This window comes from Streptomyces sp. NPDC016845, from assembly GCF_044332585.1.
Classification (GTDB): Bacteria; Actinomycetota; Actinomycetes; order Streptomycetales; family Streptomycetaceae; genus Streptomyces.
Genome location: NZ_JBIRPI010000008.1, coordinates 195,786 through 211,067 on the forward strand (window position 1 = coordinate 195,786; position 15,282 = coordinate 211,067).

Consider the following 15,282-nt stretch of genomic DNA (forward strand, 5'->3'; position numbering starts at 1 on the left):
CGTGATGCTATTCCTCGTCCATGACCATGGATTCCACAGACCGGCCCGTGCACGTCCCGGACGCCACCGACTGGCGCATCCTGGAGTCCCTCCAGCGCGAGGGCCGCGCGAGCTACGCCGAACTGGCGCGCGCCGTGTCGATGTCGGCGAGCGCCGTCACCGAGCGGGTGCGCCGCCTGGAGGAGGCGGGGGTCATCGCGGGCTACACGGCGGTCGTGGTGCCGGAGCGGCTCGGCCTCCCGATCCTCGCGTACGTGCGGCTGCGCTACCCGAACGCGAACTACAAGCCGTTCCACGACCTGGTCGAAGTGACCCCGGAGATCCTGGAGGCCCACCACGTCACGGGCGACGACTGCTTCGTGGTGAAGGTGGCGGCCCGTTCGATGCCGCACCTCGAGGAAATCTCCGGGAAGCTCAGCACGCTGGGCTCGGTGACGACGAGCGTGGTGTATTCCTCACCACTGCCTCGCAGGGCCATCGGGAAGTGAGCCGGTCGAGAGGGCGAGGCTCTACGACCCCGGGCACGCCCGCAGCCCGCTCTACTCGGCCCCGCGCTGCCGCACGACCGACCCCGAGCGTCCCTTCACCACCTCGAGCTGCGCGTGCACCCTGCGGCGCAGGTCGCCGACGTGGCTGACGATGCCTACGCTGCGGTCGCGTTCGCGGAGGGAGTCGAGGACGTCGAGGACCTCGTCGAGGGTCTGGTCGTCGAGGCTGCCGAAGCCCTCGTCGATGAAGAGGGTGTCGAGGCGGACGCCGCCCGCCTCGTCCGTGACCACGTCCGCGAGGCCGAGCGCGAGGGCGAGGGAGGCGAAGAAGGTCTCGCCGCCGGAGAGTGTCGCCGTGTCGCGTTCGCGGCCCGTCCAGGCGTCGACGACGTGCAGGCCGAGGCCCGAACGGCCGCGCCCCGCGAGGGAGTCGGAGTGGACCAGCGTGTACCGGCCCGATGACATGCGGCGCAGGCGGGCCGTGGCCGCCGCCGCGACCTGTTCGAGGCGGGCGGCCAGGACGTAGGACTCCAGGCGCATCTTGCGCTCGTTGTCGGCGGAGGTACCGGCCGCGAGGGAGGCGAGCCGGGCGATGCGGTTGTACGTGGCACGCAGCGGACCGAGGCGGCGGGCCTCGGTGGCGGTGCGCCGGGAGAGCCGGTCGAGTTCGTCGCAGCGGCGGGCGGCGGCGTCCCGCGCGGAGCCCGCCGCCCGTACGCGCACGTCGGCGGCCTCGGCGGCGGCGCGGGCGGCGGGCACGTCGGCGGCGGGCTCGCGCGAGGCCGCGACGGTGTCCTCCTCCGCGAGGATCGCGCGCACGGCTGCCTGCTCCGACTGCCAGGCGTCCAGGCGGCGTTGGAGCTCCCGGTGCCCGGCGTCGTCGACCAGCGCGGCGGCCGCGTCCTGCGGCGTGTCGAACCCGGCGCGGAACGCCGCGTCGGCGAGGCGCGCGTCCGCGTCCTTGAGGCGGGTCGCCGTGGACTCGACGGCGCGGGCCGCGTCGGCCGCCTCGGTGAGCAGGTGCGCGAGCCGCTCCAACTGGGCCGCGCGCTCCTCGACGCTCCCGGCGCTGCCGCGCGCCTCGCTCAACTCACGCTCCAGAGCTGCCTGTTCGCGCTCCAGCGCCTCGCGCGTGGACGCACGGGCCGCGGTGCGCGTGGCGGCCTCCTGGCGGTCGGTGAGCCGTCGGCCCTGCTCGCTCTCGGCGCGGGCGAGCGTCTCGCGGGCCGCGTGCAGAGCGGACGCGGCGGTACGGGCCTCGGCGTGTCGCACCTCCAAGTCCCGCACACTCTCCGCGAGTCGCTCCGCCGAACCCTCCCCGGCGGCGGCCTTCGCGCCGGCCAGCTCCTCCCGTACGGAGGCCAGGGCGCGCTCCGTGTCGCCACGGCGGGCGTCGGCCGCGCGGTAGGCGGTGAGGGCGCCCTCCTCGGCGGCGCGGTCCACGTGCCGCTCGGACTTGCGCATCGGCGCGGGGTGTTCGGTCGCCCCGCAGACGGTGCAGGGCGCGCCGTCGACGAGCCCCTCCGCGAGCTCGGCGGCCACGTCGCGCAGGCGCTGTTCCTTGAGGCCGAGCCAGTGCTCGTGCGCGGCGGCGGCTTCCTCGCGGGCCGCCAGCATGACGGCGGCGGCGTCCTCGGCCCGGGACGCGAGCCGGTCGCGTTCCATGGCGGCGCGGGCCTGCTGCCGCGCGGGCTCCAGCTGCCCGGCGAGGTGCTCGGCGCGGGTCGCGGCCTCCTGGGCGGCGTCGACCCGGCTCTGGAGTGCGGCGCGGCGCGTGTCCCACGCGGAGAGCCATGCCTCCGCCTCGTCGAGCAGTTCGGTGTCGGCGCGCTCGTCCCGGTCGAGCGCCGTGCGCTCGTCGGCCGACGAGACAAGCCTGCGCTCGGCGCGCCGCGCGGAGGCGAGTCCGCCCAGCTCCAGGGCGACACGCCGCGCGGCCTCGGTGAGCGCCTCGGGCGGGGCCGAAGCGAAGGAGCCTTCGCCCGACGGCTCCGCGCGCAGGGCGAGCCGCGCCTGCTCCTCCCGTACCAGCGCGCCTTGGTGCTCGCTCTCCGCCGCCTCCCGGAGAGACAGCGGAGGGGCGACCTTCTCGGCCTTCCGCGCCCGCTCCATCCTCTCCTCGACGGCTCGGTGCTCGGGCGCACGCTCGGCGAGCCCGGCGGCCCGCGCCCCGGCCTCCGCGTGTCGGCGCTGGAGCCGCTCCGTCTCGGTGGCCTCGGCCAGTTCGCGCTGGGTCGCCACACGCGCCGACTCGGCCGCGCCCAACGCCAGATGCGTGCGCGTGAAGTGCTCGCGCGCGGTGGAGCGGGCGGTCGCCGCCCAGGCGAGGACGGCGTCCGCGAGTCCGGGGTCACCGGGCGCCGCGTCCACGGGCGGGAGTTCGACGATGCCGCCCGCGGCCTGCTGCATCCGGTGCGCGTCGGCGAGCAGCTCCGCGTCGCCCGCCTCGACCTGCCGCTGGGCCCCGCGCCGGTCCTCCGCGAGCCGCTGCTCGACGGCGGCGAACCGGTGCGTGTCGAAGAGCCGCCCGAGGAGCTTGCCGCGCGCCTCCGCGTCGGCGCGCAGGAACCGGGCGAAGTCGCCCTGCGGCAACAGCACGACCTGGCAGAACTGGTCCTTGCTCATGCCGAGCAGCTGCGTGATCTCCTCGCCGATCTCCTGGTGGGAGCGGCTGAGGTCCTTCCACTCCCCCGTCACGGCGTCGTACTCGCGCAGCCAGCTCTGCGCCTTCTCCGTCGTGAACCCGGTCCCGCGCTTCTTCGGCCGGGCGAACGGCGGCTGCCGGGTCAGCTCCAGACGGCGCCCCGCGACGGTCAGATCGAGGGCGACCTCGGTGCGTACCCCCGGTACGGCGTGGTCACTGCGGAGATTCTGCCCCTGGCCGCTCCCGGCGGCCTGGCGGGCGCCGGGCACGGACCCGTACAGGGCGTAGCAGACCGCGTCGAGGACGGAGGTCTTGCCGGCGCCGGTCGGGCCGTGCAGCAGGAACAGACCGGCCGACGACAGGGCGTCGAAGTCGATCTCCTGCGCCCCGCCGAAGGGCCCGAACGCGGTGACGCGCAGCGTGTGCAGTCTCACCGGGCGACCTCGCGCACCACGTCGTCGGTGCGTACGGCGTCGAACGCGGCCCGCAGCACGGCGCGCTCCTCGTCGTCGGGGCCGGCCCCCCGGACATGCTGCACGAAGTCCTCCGCGATCTCGTGGTCGTCGCGCCCCTTGAGGCGCTCGGCGTACGTGGCGTCGGGCCGCGTCTCGGTGCGGCGCGGGTCGAAGAGCAGGCTCAGCGTGTGCGGGAAGCGCTCGACGAGGCGGGCCATCGGGTCGTCGGGCCGGACCTCGTCGGTGAGCGTCGCCTCGACCCAGGACTCCTCGTGGACGGTGAGGTCCGGGTCGGCGAGGAGGTCGTCGAGGTCGCCACGGACGCGGGCGAGGGCCCGGGGCACAGGACAGTCGATCCGCTCGGCCGCGACGGCGCCCTCCGCGTCCAGGTCGACGAGCCACATGCTCTTGCGGTGACCGGCCTCGGAGAAGGAGTACGGGAGCGGCGAGCCGGAGTAGCGGACGCGCTCCGAGATGACCTGGCTGCCGTGGAGGTGGCCGAGGGCCACGTAGTCGACCCCGTCGAAGATCCCGGCCGGGACCGCCGAGACGCCGCCCACCGTGATGTCGCGCTCGCTGTCGCTGGGCGCGCCGCCGGTCACGAAGGCGTGCGCGAGGACGACCGAGCGGGTGCCGGGCGCGCGCCCGGCGAGGTCGGCGCGGACCCGCTCCATCGCGGCGCCGAGCACCTGCTCGTGCCCGGCCTTGGCGACCCCGAACTCGTCCTTCACCAGCGCCGGTTCGAGGTACGGGAGCCCGTAGAGGGCGACCTCGCCGTGGGCGTCCGCCAGGACGACGGGCTCGCCGCTGCGGCCCGGCTCCGTACGCAGATGGATGCCTGCCCGTCCGATGAGCCCCGCGCCGACGCCGAGGCGGCGGGCCGAGTCGTGGTTCCCCGAGATCATCACTGTGGGGACGCCGAGGTCGGCGAGGCGGTGCAGCGCGTCGTCGTACAGCTCGACGGCGGCGAGCGGCGGGACCGCGCGGTCGTACACGTCGCCCGACACGACCACCGCGTCGACCTCGCGCTCGCGCGCGACGGTGACGAGGTGGCCGACGAACGTGGCCTGGGCGTCGAGCATGCTCACGCGGTGGAACGCGCGGCCCAGATGCCAGTCGGACGTGTGCAGCAATCTCATTGAACGGCTCCGGCCTGCACGTTTCTCTCGGTAACGCCTCAAAAACCAGCACAAGCCGGCACGGAAACCCCGGGCCGGCACTCCTTACGCTAACGCTTCGCCGCACCTGATTCACCACTGCAGTCACATCCCAGCCGGGCCGCAACAGGCAGACCATGCGAACGGTCCGTGCACCCGCACCCGCATACTCGACAGGCGGGCCTCGCCGGCCAGGGCGAGGCCCGAGAACGGCGAACGGCTCCAGCACCACGTGACGGGCAGGTCTCCGGCGGCGGGGGCGACGGTCTCGCCCATGTCGGTGATCCCGTTCGCGGAGGTGAACAGCGGGTGCATGCCTGAAGCTGTGGCGAACCGGAACCCAGAAGGACCCAACACGCCCCAGGACGGGGGCAGTTCGTCAGGAGTCGAACACGCGAGCGCCCTTAACGCAGGGCCCGGCGCTCAGCCGTACGCCTCCCCGCCGAGCTCGAACCCGGCACCCCCCGCGCTCACATCGGCCAGCCATGCCCGGAACCGCTCCACGTCCCCCTCGGGCAGCCCGATCTCGATGGTCACCCGCTCCGCGTAACGGACGTCGCGCACGGCCCGGCCCGTGGCCCGCAGGTCGTTCTCCATCTTTCCGGCGCGGGCGTGGTCGACGGTCACCGTGGCGATGCGGAACCGGCGGCGCGTCACCGTGCCGAGGGTGTCGAGGGCCTCCCCCACCGCCCCGCCGTACGCCCGGATGAGCCCACCGGCGCCCAGCTTCACGCCGCCGAAGTACCGGGTGACGACCGCGACGACGTACCGCATCTCGCGGCGCGTGAGCATCTGGAGCATCGGGACGCCCGCCGTCCCGCCCGGCTCGCCGTCGTCGCTCGCCTTCTGCACGGCGGCGTCGGCGCCGATGACGTACGCGAAGCAGTTGTGGTTGGCCGTCGGGTGCTCCTTGCGGACGCGGGCGACGAAGGCCTGCGCCTCCTCCTCCGTCGCGGCGGGCGCGAGCGCGCACAGGAACCGGGAGCGGCTGATCTCTGTCTCGTGCACGCCCTCGCGGGCCACAGTGCGGTACTCGTCCTGCATCACCCCAGCGTATGCGCAGGTGCGGCCGGGTTCGCCGCCGCCCGGTGTACGGGCGACGATGTGGTGGACACTCGCACGTCGCCGCCCCCACGGCAGTAGGAGCCCTTCGACAGGAAGCACCGCACCATGACCACCGGTACCCGGACCGAGCGCCCGGCGCCGGGCACGCCCCGCTGGCGCGCCTGGCTCCTGGAAGGGCTGACCGACCGAACGGCGCGCCACCAAGGCCCACACGCACACGCACCCGCGGAGCACGAGGGTCACACGTGGTGGCGGGTCATGTGTCTGACGGGTGTGGACTACTTCTCCACGCTCGGCTACCAGCCGGGTATCGCGGCCCTGGCGGCGGGCCTGCTGTCACCGCTCGCGACGCTGGTCCTGATCGCCCTCACCCTCCTCGGCGCGCTGCCGGTCTACCGCCGGGTGGCGAAGGAGTCGCCGCACGGCGAGGGCTCCATCGCGATGCTGGAGCGGCTCCTGCCGTGGTGGGCGGGGAAGCTGTTCGTGCTCGTGCTCCTCGGCTTCGCCGCCACCGACTTCATGATCACCATCACGTTGTCGGGGGCGGACGCGGCGGCACACGTGGTCGAGAACCCGTTCGCGCCCGCCGCGCTGCACGGGGCGAACACCTGGATCACGCTGGTGCTCCTCGCGGCGCTGGGTGCGGTGTTCCTGAAGGGTTTCCAGGAGGCGATCCGGGTGGCGGTCGTCCTGGTGGCCGCCTACCTGCTCCTGAACATCGTCGTGCTCGCCACGGCCGCCGCCCACGTCGTGACCGCGCCGGTGAAGGTCGGCGACTGGTGGGGCACGATGACGGCCGAGCACTCCTCCCCGTTCGTGATGGTCGGCGTGGCGCTGCTGGTCTTCCCGAAGCTGGCGCTCGGCATGTCCGGTTTCGAGACGGGTGTGGCGGTGATGCCGCAGGTCAGGGGCGACAGGACGGACACGTTCGCGAAGCCGGCGGGCCGCATCCGCGAGACCCGCAGGCTGCTCACCACGGCCGCGCTGATCATGAGCGGCTTCCTGCTCCTGTCGAGCCTGGCGACGACGATCCTGATCCCGCAGAAGGAGTTCGAGCCGGGCGGCTCGGCGAACGGCCGCGCGCTCGCCTACCTCGCTCACACGTATCTCGGCGAAGGTTTCGGCACGGTCTACGACGTGTCGACGATCTGCATCCTGTGGTTCGCGGGCGCCTCCGCGATGGCGGGGCTGCTCAACCTCGTCCCCCGCTACCTGCCGCGCTACGGCATGGCCCCGGAGTGGACGCGGGCCGTCCGCCCCCTGGTCCTCACCTTCATGGCGGCGGCGGTCGCCATCACCCTGTGGTTCAACGCGAACGTCGACGACCAGTCCGGCGCCTACGCCACGGGTGTCCTGGTCCTGATGCTGTCCGCGTCGTTCGCCTCCACGGTCGCCGTGCACCGGCACGGGCGCCGCCGGGCGACGCTCGGCTTCGGCGCGATCACCGCCGTCTTCGCGTACACCCTGGTCACGAACGTCGTCGAACGCCCCGACGGCATCAAGATCGCCGCGATCTTCATCGTCGCGATCCTGCTCTCCTCCTTCGCCTCGCGCGTGCACCGCGCCTTCGAGCTGCGCGCGGGCGCGGTCACCTTCGACGACGCGGCCGCGCGGATCATCGACGAGGCGACGGCGCACGGCCCGCTCCGGCTCATCGCGAACGAGCCGCAGGAGCACAGCACCGCCGCGTACCGCGATAAGGAGTACGCCCAGCGCGAGGAGACACATATCCCCGAGGGCGGCACGGTGCTCTTCCTCGAGGTGTTCGTGCAGGACTCCTCCGACTTCACCGAGGACCTGACCGTGCACGGCGACGAGAAACACGGGGTGCGCCGTCTGCGCGTGCACGGCCCCGGCGTCCCGAACACGGTGGCCGCGGTCCTGATGAACCTGCGCGACCGTACGGGCGAGGTCCCGCACGCCTACTTCAACTGGACCGAGGGCCACCCCGTCAGCCACCTGCTCCGCTTCCTGGTCTTCGGCTACGGCGAGGTGGCTCCGGTCACCCGCGAGGTGCTGCGCAGGGCGGAACGGGACCCGGCCCGGCGACCGCGCGTACACGTCGGCTGAAAATGCACCGTCCGCCACCCGGTCAGTACGCGACGGGCCACCCACTGCTCCAGTTCAGCAGATTGATGCCGAGCTTGGGCGTCCCGCCGTCGTTCCCGTCGTAGTAGTGGTAGACGAGGAGATCCCCGTCCACGTCGCTCATGACGGACTGCCCGCCGGGCCCGACGACGCTGCCGTGCGACTCCAGGACCGGCGTACCGCCGTTGTCGGTGAGCGCGACCCCGTTCTTGTCGAGGTAAGGACCGGTGACACTGCTCGCCCGCCCGACCTTCACCTTGTACGTGGAGGAGGTGCCGGCGCAGCACACGTCGTACGAGGCGAACAGGTAGTAATAGCTGCCGTGTTTGACGACGTACGGGGCTTCGACGGCCTTGGTCCCGGTCGGCCGGGAGGCGAGGGAGCGCCGGGCGGTGTCGCCCGCGTACTGCTTTCCGGTGGACGGATCGATCCGGATCATCTTGATCCCGGTCCACCAGCTCCCGAACGACAGCCACCACTTCCCGTCGCCGTCGACGAAGAGGTTCGGGTCGATGGCGTTGTAGTCGCTGGAGGTGGTGGAGGTGAGGACGACGCCGTAGTCCGTCCACGAGCCGGGCAGTCCGGTGCTCGAACCGGCGAGTCCGATGGCGGACTTGTTGGACCCGAAGGTGGAGACGGCGTAGTACATCAGGTACTTCCCGCCGTGGTACGAGATGTCGGGCGCCCACGCCTCACTCGCGTACGCCGACCACCACGAGGGCTTGCCGCCGAAGGCGTCGCTCCCGGCGCTGAACGCGATCCGGTCGCCGGACGTACGGGAGCCGAGCCCGCCCCCGGTCGCGTACAGCAGGTACTGACCTGCCGAGGTCCGGATCATGGTCGGGTCGTGGACGACGGTGGCGCCGGTGACGCGGCCCGGGTTCGGGTACGCGGAGGCGGTGGAGGGGACGAGGGCGAGGAGCAGGGCGGCGGGGGAGGGTGGCGAGGGCGGTTCTGAGACGACGACTCACGGAGGCTCCTTCTGTCCGGCCGATGAGACCAGCCGGTGAGAACGTGTCCGGAATTTCGAACACTGGTCGCGACATCGGACGGGACCGTAGAATCGAACGCCAGTTGCGTCAATGCCTGCGCGAAGGAATCCGCGGCGAGCCCGCCCGGTTGACCCGAAGGACGGGAAGTTCCGCGCCACGGCGGTAGGGAGCCAGCATGTACGCCGACCAAGCCACCATCCGGAAGATCCTCACCGAGTCCGGCGACACCTGGGCGGTCGTCGGCCTCTCCTCGAACCAGGCCCGTGCCGCGTACGGGGTCGCCGCCGTCCTGCAACGCTTCGGCAAGCGCGTCGTCCCCGTCCACCCCAAGGCCGAGACGGTCCACGGCGAACAGGGCTACCCCTCCCTCGACGCCATCCCGTTCCCGGTCGACGTGGTCGACGTCTTCGTCAACAGCGACCTCGCGGGCCCCGTCGCCGCCGAAGCCGTCACCGTCGGCGCCAAGGCCGTCTGGTTCCAGCTCGGCGTCATCGACGAGAAGGCGTACGACCGCACGCGGGCGGCGGGCCTGGACATGGTGATGGACCGCTGCCCGGCAATCGAGATCCCACGGCTCGGCTGACCCCGACGTGACCCGGCGTCAGCTCCTCACCGCTCGGTGTCCTTGCCGAACGAAGCGAAGTACGCCGCTGCCATGTCCTCCTCGCCGTGGCCCTGTTCCGCCGCGCGGGTCAGGCGGGCCTCGCTCGCCTCTGCCACGTCGAGGCGGATGCCGTGCTGGCGGCCGGCCTCGACGATGAGGCGGGCGTCCTTGGCCGCGGTGGTGACGGCGAACTGGGCGGGGGTGAGGCGGTCCTCCAGGACGAGGCCCGCCTTGAGGCGGAGGTAGGGGAGGTCGAGGCCGCCGCCCGCGATGGCGTCGAAGAAGTGCTGCGGGTCGACGCCGAGGGCCTTGGAGAGGGCGAGGACCTCGCCCGCCGCGCTGGTGGTGGCCAAAACCCAGCTGTTGGCCACGAGCTTCAGACGGGTCGCGGAGCCGGACGCGCCGTCCTCACCGGTCCAGACCGTGCGGGCGCCGACCGCGTCGAGGACCGGGGTCACGGCGTCGCGGTACGCGGTCGGGCCCGCCGCCAGGACCAGCAGGTCGCCGGATTCGGCGGGCTGGCGGGTGCCGAGCACCGGCGCGTCGAAGAGAACCAGGCCGTGGGCGGTGGCGAAGTCGGCCAGGTCGCTCAGGCCGTCCAGGCCCGCGGTGGTCGACTGCAACCACGCGGTGCCGGAACGCAGCCCGTCCGCGGCCTGCCGCATGACCTCCAGCGCGGCCGGGCCGTCGTAGAGCATCGTCAGGATCACGTCGGCGTCCGCGACGGCCTCGGCCGGGGTGTCGGTGACCCGCACGCCGTCCGCCGTCAGAGGTTCGGCCTTGTCGCGGCTGCGGTTCCAGGCGCGGACGGTGTGTCCGGCGCGCGCGATGTTGCGGGCCATCGCCGCGCCCATGATCCCGGTGCCCAGGACGCTCACGGTCAGCTGGTCGTCGCTCATCTCTTCGTCAACTCTCCGTCGTCGGTCAGCTGTCGCCTTCTCGGGTCGAGCTTAGGCTCGTGCCGCCCTCATCAGGGCGTGCGACCGCGCCCACGTGCCCCACACGACAGCTCGTCCAGGCGTGCCGACACCGCCTTCGCGATCGTCTCCGCGTGTTCGTCCCGCAGCAACTCCGGGTGGCCGCACGGCAGATCGTGGTTGATCACCTGCCCGCCCACGTGCGGGTGCCACGCCTTCCGGGTCAGCCAGGACTCCGGGCGCGGGGCCGCCGCGGTGAAGAACAGGACGTCGCCCTCGTAGCGGCGGTGGGTGTGGGCGCGCATCATGCGGGCGTGGTTCGGGACGATGTCGACGATGCGGGAGAGTGTCGCGTCGGTGAGGCCCGCCAAGGGGCTGCCCGCCTTGCGGAGGGTGGCCAGGACGTCTTCGCGGGTGCGTTCGCCGGAGCGTTCGAAGCCCGCCATGCGCAGGACCGCCGTGAGCGCGTCGCCCTCCTCGGGGGCCGGGCGCTCCCGCCACTGCTCGGCGGGGAAGGCGTCCAGGAGCGCGAGGAAGTCGACCTCCTCCCCCGCCTCCTGGAGCAGGACGGCGACGGTGTGCGCGAGGATGCCGCCGACGGACCAGCCGAGCAGCCGGTAGGGGCCGTGCGGGCGGACGGCGCGGATCCGGGCCACGTATTCGCCCGCCTGTTCCCACAGGGTGGTGGGGAGCGGGCCGTCCGTGGTCAGGCCGCGCGCCTGGACGCCGTGGACGGGCTGGTCCCGGTCGAGGCGTGCGGTGAGGCCGGCGTAGCACCAGGAGATGCCGCCCGCCGGGTGGATGGCGAAGAGGGGCGGGCGCTCGCCCTGCTTGCGCAGCGGCAGGAGTACGTCCAGGGCGTCGCCGGAGACAGGGGCCGAGGAGGCGATACGGGTGGCCAGGGCCGCCGGGGTGGGGGCCTCGAAGAGGGAGCCGATGGTCAGTTCGGCGCCGAGTTCCTCCCGGACGCGGGCGACCAGGCGGACGGCGAGGAGCGAGGTGCCGCCGAGGTCGAAGAAGGCGTCGTCGGCCCCGGCCCGTTCGACGCCGAGGACCTCGGCGAAGAGGGCGGCCAGGGTGGCCTCGCGGTGGTTCGCCGGGCGGGCGGAGACGCCCCCGCTGCCGGTGAACACCGGGGCGGGGAGCGCGGCGCGGTCCAGCTTGCCGTTGGGGCTCAGGGGGAAGGCCGGAAGCGGGACGATCGCGGACGGGACCATGTGTTCGGGGAGTTCGCGGGCCAGGGCGGCGCGGGCCGCCGTCGGGTCCGGGGCGTCGTCGCCGGTCACGTAGCCGACGAGGCGGTCGTCGCGGACGAGGGCGCAGGCGCCGTCGACCCCGTCGAGGGCCGCGAGGGCGGCCTCGATCTCGCCGAGCTCGATGCGCTGGCCGCGCAGTTTGACCTGGTGGTCGGTGCGGCCGAGGTACTCGACCTCGCCGCGTTCGGTCCAGCGGGCGAGGTCGCCGGTGCGGTACATGCGGCCGCCGCGGCGGAAGGGGTCGGAAACGAAGCGCTCGGCGGTCAGCTCGTCGCGGTTCAGGTAACCGTCCGCCAGTTGGCGTCCCGCCAGGTACAGCTCGCCCGTGATGCCCGGAGGGCACGGGCGGCCCGCCGGGTCGAGGACGTGCAGGCGGGTGTTCCAGACGGGGCGGCCGATGGGGACCGGGCCCTCGCCGTCCGGCTCGCACGCGTGGTAGGTCACGTCGACGGCGGCCTCGGTCGGCCCGTACAGGTTGTGCAGCTCCACGCCGGGCAGCGCGCGGGCGAACGCGCTCGCCGTCTCGCGCGCCAGCGCCTCCCCGCTGCAGAAGACGCGGCGCAGGGAGGCCCCGCACCCGTCGCCCCCGGCCAGGAACACCTGGAGCATCGACGGTACGAAGTGGCAGGTGGTGACGGACTTGTCGCGGATCACGCGGGACAGGTACGCCGGGTCCTTGTGGCCGCCCGGCTCGGCCACGACCAGCGTCGCGCCCTGCCGCAGCGGCCAGAAGAACTCCCACACGGACACGTCGAACGACGACGGCGTCTTCTGCAGCACCCGGTCGTCCGGACCGATCGGGTACGCGTCCTGCATCCACCGCAGCCGGTTGTCGATCGCCGAGTGCGGCACGACGACACCCTTGGGGCGGCCGGTCGAGCCCGAGGTGTAGATGACGTACGCGGGGTGCGCGGGCGTCAGCGCACGCGCCGGTTCGACGGTGGCGTACGAGGAGACGTCCAGGCCGCCGAGGACGACGAGCGGCGTCCCGGTGCGGTCGGCCGGGAGACGGTCCGCGCGGTCGGTGACGGCGCACACCGGCCGGGCGTCGTCGAGCATGTGGGCGAGGCGCTGCGCGGGGTAGTCCGGGTCGAGCGGCAGGTAGGCGGCGCCCGCCTTCAGAACGGCGAGCAGGGCCACGATCAGCTCGACGGAGCGCGGCACGGAGACCGCGACGATCTCGCCGGGGCGGGCGCCGAGGGTCTGGAGGTGGCGGGCCAGCTGGTTGGCGCGGGCGTCGAGTTCCGCGTACGTGAGGGTGGTGTCGCCGTACACCAGCGCCACCGCGTCCGGCGTGCGGGCGGCCTGCGCGCCGATCGGGCCGATGAGGGTCGTCGGGGGCAGGGCGCGTTCCGTGCGGTTGAACTCGTCGAGTACGAGGGAGAGTTCGGCGGAGGTGGCGATGGTGTGCGTGTCGAGCGGGGTGGTGTCGGGGTCGGTCTCCGCGAGCCGGCCGAGGAGGTGGACGAAGCGGGTCTGGTGTGCGGCGAGGTCCGCGTCCTCATGGAGGGCCGGGTTGCCGTCGTGGTCGATGCGCAGGCCGCGGCCGTCGGCGCGGTCGTAGATGTTGACGGTGAGGTCGTCGACAGGACCGGCGGACAGGTTGTGGGCGCGGGCCGGGGCGCCGGCGAAGTCGGTGGCGTAGTCGAACGGCATGACGTTGACGAGGGGCCCGACGAGGCCCCGGTTCTCGCCGAGCAGGCCGAGATCGCGACGGATGTCCTCGTAGCGGTAGCGCTGGTGGCGGCGCAACTCGCGTATGCCCAGCACCACTTGGCGCACCAGCTGGGTGAGTGTCGTGTCCGGGGCGAGTGTCAGGCGTAGCGGCAGGACGTTCATGACCATGCCGGGGACGCGGAGGGCGACCGAGCCCATCCGGCCCATCATCGGTACGCCGAGGACGACGTCGCGGCGGCCGGTGGCGCGCGCGGTGTAGAGGGCCTGGGCGGCTATGAGGACGTCGGGCCAGGTGGCGCGGGTCCGCGTGGCGAGGTCGCGGATCCGTTCCGTCGTCTCCGGCGGCAGCTGCGTCGTACGACGGCGGAACGTGTGCGACGCCGGCGCGCCCCGGCCCGCGAGGCGCGACGCCTCCGGGCGGTCCCCGAACGCGGCGCTCCAGTGCGCGCGGTCGGTCTCGAAGGCGTCGCAGGCCCGGTACTCCGCGTCCAGCGCGAGCAGGTCGGCGAGGCCCGCGAAGGGACGGGGACCGGGGTCCGTGGAGCGGGCGAGCGCCGTGTAGACCTCGGCGGTACGGCGTACGAGGAGGGAGTGGCCGAAGCCGTCGATGACCAGGTGGTGGACGCGCTGGTACCAGAGCCAGCGCCGCTCCCCCACCCGGAACAGGGCGTGTGCGAAGAGCGGTCCGGTCGTCAGGTCGCAGGGGCGGGCGAGGTCGTCGCGCATCCAGGCGAGGGCCTCGTCCGTGCTCAGGTCCCGGCGCACGGTGAGCGGCAGGTCGACGGTGGCACGGATGCGTTGCCGAGGCCCGTCCGGTGTCTCCTCGATGCGCACGCGCAGGGCGTCTGCCTCGTGGACGACGTGGCGCAGCGCGGCGGCGAACACCTCGGGGTCGAGCTCGCCGTCGATCTCCAGGTACTCGGCGGTGTTCTGCGCGGGGCTGGCCGGGTCGAGTGCCTGGGCGAACCACATGCCGGACTGGGCGGCGGTGAGCGGGAGGACGCAGTCGCGGGCGGTACCTGTACGCGTGTCGGTGTCGTGGCCGGTCAGCACGGTCATGAGGGGGTCACCCCGAGCAGCTGGGCCCAGGCGTCGACGGCGGGCTTCTCGGCGAGGTCGACGAAGGACGCCTCTACGCCGTGGTCGCGGCGCCAGCGTTCCAGGAGGGTCATGACGCGGACGGAGTCGAGGCCGTAGTCGACGAGGTTCTCGTCGACGGGGATGGCGGCGGGGTCCTCGCCGAGGCAGTCGGCGACGTCGGTGCGGATCTTTTCGACGGTGAGGGTCGTGGTCATGCGGCCCGTACCTCCTCGATGAGCGCGTCGGTGGTGGTGACGACGGCGCAGCGGCCGGCGGCCCAGCGCAGGGCCATGTCGTGGTCGTCGCGGGTGAAGTCGGCGACGGCGTCGGCGACGACGAACGCCTGGATGTCGCGCATCCACGCGTCCGCGGCGCTGATGAGCACGCCGATGTGGGCGTAGACGCCGACGACGACGAGTTGGTCGCGGCCCGATTCCCGCATCAGCGCTTCGAGTTCGGTGCGGACGAAGGCGCTGTACTTCCACTTGGTGAGGACGGTGTCCCCGTCCTTTGGGGCGACGGCCTCCGGCATGGCGAGCGCGGCCGGGTCGTCGGCTACGCCGGGCCCCCAGAAGTCGAGCTGGAGCCCGCGCTCCTCGGGGGTCTGACCGCCGCGCTGGGCGGAGTAGTAGACGGGGACGCCGAGCGCCCGGCTCTCCTTGAGGAGACGGGCGGTGTTGTCCAGCATGCCGGTCAGCGGCTGCGCGTCCTGCGGGTACTTGGCGAGGAAGTGGTGCTGCAGGTCGTGGACGAGGAGCACGGCGCGCGCGGGGTCCACGGCCCAGGCGACGCGATTGGCCGGCAGTTCGTCCGGGCGGGGCAGGGGGTAGGCGGCGATGGCGGGAAGGGGCATGGTGGG

Annotated in this window: 12 protein-coding genes; 3 read left to right on the forward strand and 9 right to left on the reverse strand. The window is 73.1% G+C overall.

The features are described from left to right. The first annotated feature begins 20 nt into the window (after positions 1 to 20). A complete protein-coding gene (locus ACH4RC_RS21900) occupies positions 21 to 488 on the forward strand; it encodes an Lrp/AsnC family transcriptional regulator (RefSeq protein WP_398203369.1) in 468 nt (155 codons plus the stop codon). 51 nt (positions 489 to 539) lie between these two features. Here ACH4RC_RS21900 and ACH4RC_RS21905 read toward each other — a convergent pair whose 3' ends face one another. The 4 genes from ACH4RC_RS21905 to ACH4RC_RS21920 all read right to left on the reverse strand — a co-directional run bounded on the left by ACH4RC_RS21905 (position 540) and on the right by ACH4RC_RS21920 (position 5,788). Beyond that, positions 540 to 3,566, reverse strand: coding sequence for an AAA family ATPase (locus tag ACH4RC_RS21905; protein WP_398203372.1), 3,027 nt, complete (start codon positions 3,564 to 3,566; stop codon positions 540 to 542). Continuing rightward, positions 3,563 to 4,726, reverse strand: coding sequence for an exonuclease SbcCD subunit D (locus tag ACH4RC_RS21910; RefSeq protein WP_398203373.1), 1,164 nt, complete (start codon positions 4,724 to 4,726; stop codon positions 3,563 to 3,565). The genes ACH4RC_RS21905 and ACH4RC_RS21910 overlap by 4 nt, the downstream gene beginning before the upstream one ends. A gap of 123 nt (positions 4,727 to 4,849) precedes the next feature. After that, positions 4,850 to 5,059 carry a hypothetical protein gene (locus ACH4RC_RS21915; RefSeq protein ID WP_398203376.1) on the reverse strand — a complete coding sequence of 70 codons (210 nt, stop codon included), beginning with the start codon at positions 5,057 to 5,059 and terminating at the stop codon, positions 4,850 to 4,852. A 108-nt stretch (positions 5,060 to 5,167) separates the two neighbouring features. Continuing rightward, positions 5,168 to 5,788: a YigZ family protein gene (locus ACH4RC_RS21920; protein WP_398203378.1), complete on the reverse strand. Its 621-nt coding sequence runs from the start codon at positions 5,786 to 5,788 to the stop codon at positions 5,168 to 5,170. 126 nt (positions 5,789 to 5,914) lie between these two features. Between ACH4RC_RS21920 and ACH4RC_RS21925 the strand changes: the two genes are divergently transcribed. Continuing rightward, complete coding sequence (locus ACH4RC_RS21925) at positions 5,915 to 7,879, forward strand: amino acid transporter (protein WP_398203380.1); 1,965 nt, start codon at positions 5,915 to 5,917, stop codon at positions 7,877 to 7,879. Positions 7,880 to 7,901: 22 nt separating this feature from the next. Here the strand turns inward: ACH4RC_RS21925 and ACH4RC_RS21930 are convergent, their stop codons facing one another. Continuing rightward, complete coding sequence (locus tag ACH4RC_RS21930) at positions 7,902 to 8,735, reverse strand: arabinan endo-1,5-alpha-L-arabinosidase (RefSeq protein WP_398203382.1); 834 nt, start codon at positions 8,733 to 8,735, stop codon at positions 7,902 to 7,904. Positions 8,736 to 9,064: 329 nt separating this feature from the next. Between ACH4RC_RS21930 and ACH4RC_RS21935 the strand changes: the two genes are divergently transcribed. Then, positions 9,065 to 9,472, forward strand: a complete 408-nt coding sequence (locus tag ACH4RC_RS21935; RefSeq protein WP_398203384.1) for a CoA-binding protein — start codon at positions 9,065 to 9,067, stop codon at positions 9,470 to 9,472. A gap of 26 nt (positions 9,473 to 9,498) precedes the next feature. On the opposite strand, the gene ACH4RC_RS21940 is transcribed toward ACH4RC_RS21935, so the two are convergent. The 4 genes from ACH4RC_RS21940 to ACH4RC_RS21955 form a co-directional block, all read right to left on the reverse strand. Further along, on the reverse strand, positions 9,499 to 10,392 hold the full coding sequence (locus ACH4RC_RS21940; RefSeq protein WP_398203387.1) for an NAD(P)-dependent oxidoreductase: 894 nt from the start codon (positions 10,390 to 10,392) through the stop codon (positions 9,499 to 9,501). 71 nt (positions 10,393 to 10,463) lie between these two features. After that, entirely contained in the window at positions 10,464 to 14,402 is a 3,939-nt protein-coding gene (locus ACH4RC_RS21945) for an amino acid adenylation domain-containing protein (protein WP_398203390.1), read from the reverse strand. After that, entirely contained in the window at positions 14,399 to 14,638 is a 240-nt protein-coding gene (locus tag ACH4RC_RS21950) for a phosphopantetheine-binding protein (protein ID WP_398203393.1), read from the reverse strand. Before ACH4RC_RS21950 ends, ACH4RC_RS21945 begins: the two co-directional genes overlap by 4 nt. After that, positions 14,635 to 15,276 (reverse strand): isochorismatase family protein, encoded by a 642-nt coding sequence (locus tag ACH4RC_RS21955; RefSeq protein ID WP_398203395.1) that lies wholly within the window; start codon positions 15,274 to 15,276, stop codon positions 14,635 to 14,637. Before ACH4RC_RS21955 ends, ACH4RC_RS21950 begins: the two co-directional genes overlap by 4 nt. Between the last annotated feature and the right edge of the window lie 6 nt (positions 15,277 to 15,282).

Bases quoted from the DNA above. Each gene is read 5' to 3' on its own strand.
- ACH4RC_RS21900 (WP_398203369.1), top strand. From the start codon at position 21: ATGACCATGGATTCCACAGACCGGCCCGTGCACGTCCCGGACGCCACC.
- ACH4RC_RS21910 (WP_398203373.1), bottom strand. From the start codon at position 4,726: ATGAGATTGCTGCACACGTCCGACTGGCATCTGGGCCGCGCGTTCCAC.
- ACH4RC_RS21915 (WP_398203376.1), bottom strand. From the start codon at position 5,059: ATGCACCCGCTGTTCACCTCCGCGAACGGGATCACCGACATGGGCGAG.
- ACH4RC_RS21920 (WP_398203378.1), bottom strand. From the start codon at position 5,788: ATGCAGGACGAGTACCGCACTGTGGCCCGCGAGGGCGTGCACGAGACA.
- ACH4RC_RS21925 (WP_398203380.1), top strand. From the start codon at position 5,915: ATGACCACCGGTACCCGGACCGAGCGCCCGGCGCCGGGCACGCCCCGC.
- ACH4RC_RS21930 (WP_398203382.1), bottom strand. From the start codon at position 8,735: ATGATCCGGACCTCGGCAGGTCAGTACCTGCTGTACGCGACCGGGGGC.
- ACH4RC_RS21935 (WP_398203384.1), top strand. From the start codon at position 9,065: ATGTACGCCGACCAAGCCACCATCCGGAAGATCCTCACCGAGTCCGGC.
- ACH4RC_RS21940 (WP_398203387.1), bottom strand. From the start codon at position 10,392: ATGAGCGACGACCAGCTGACCGTGAGCGTCCTGGGCACCGGGATCATG.
- ACH4RC_RS21945 (WP_398203390.1), bottom strand. From the start codon at position 14,402: ATGACCGTGCTGACCGGCCACGACACCGACACGCGTACAGGTACCGCC.
- ACH4RC_RS21950 (WP_398203393.1), bottom strand. From the start codon at position 14,638: ATGACCACGACCCTCACCGTCGAAAAGATCCGCACCGACGTCGCCGAC.
- ACH4RC_RS21955 (WP_398203395.1), bottom strand. From the start codon at position 15,276: ATGCCCCTTCCCGCCATCGCCGCCTACCCCCTGCCCCGCCCGGACGAA.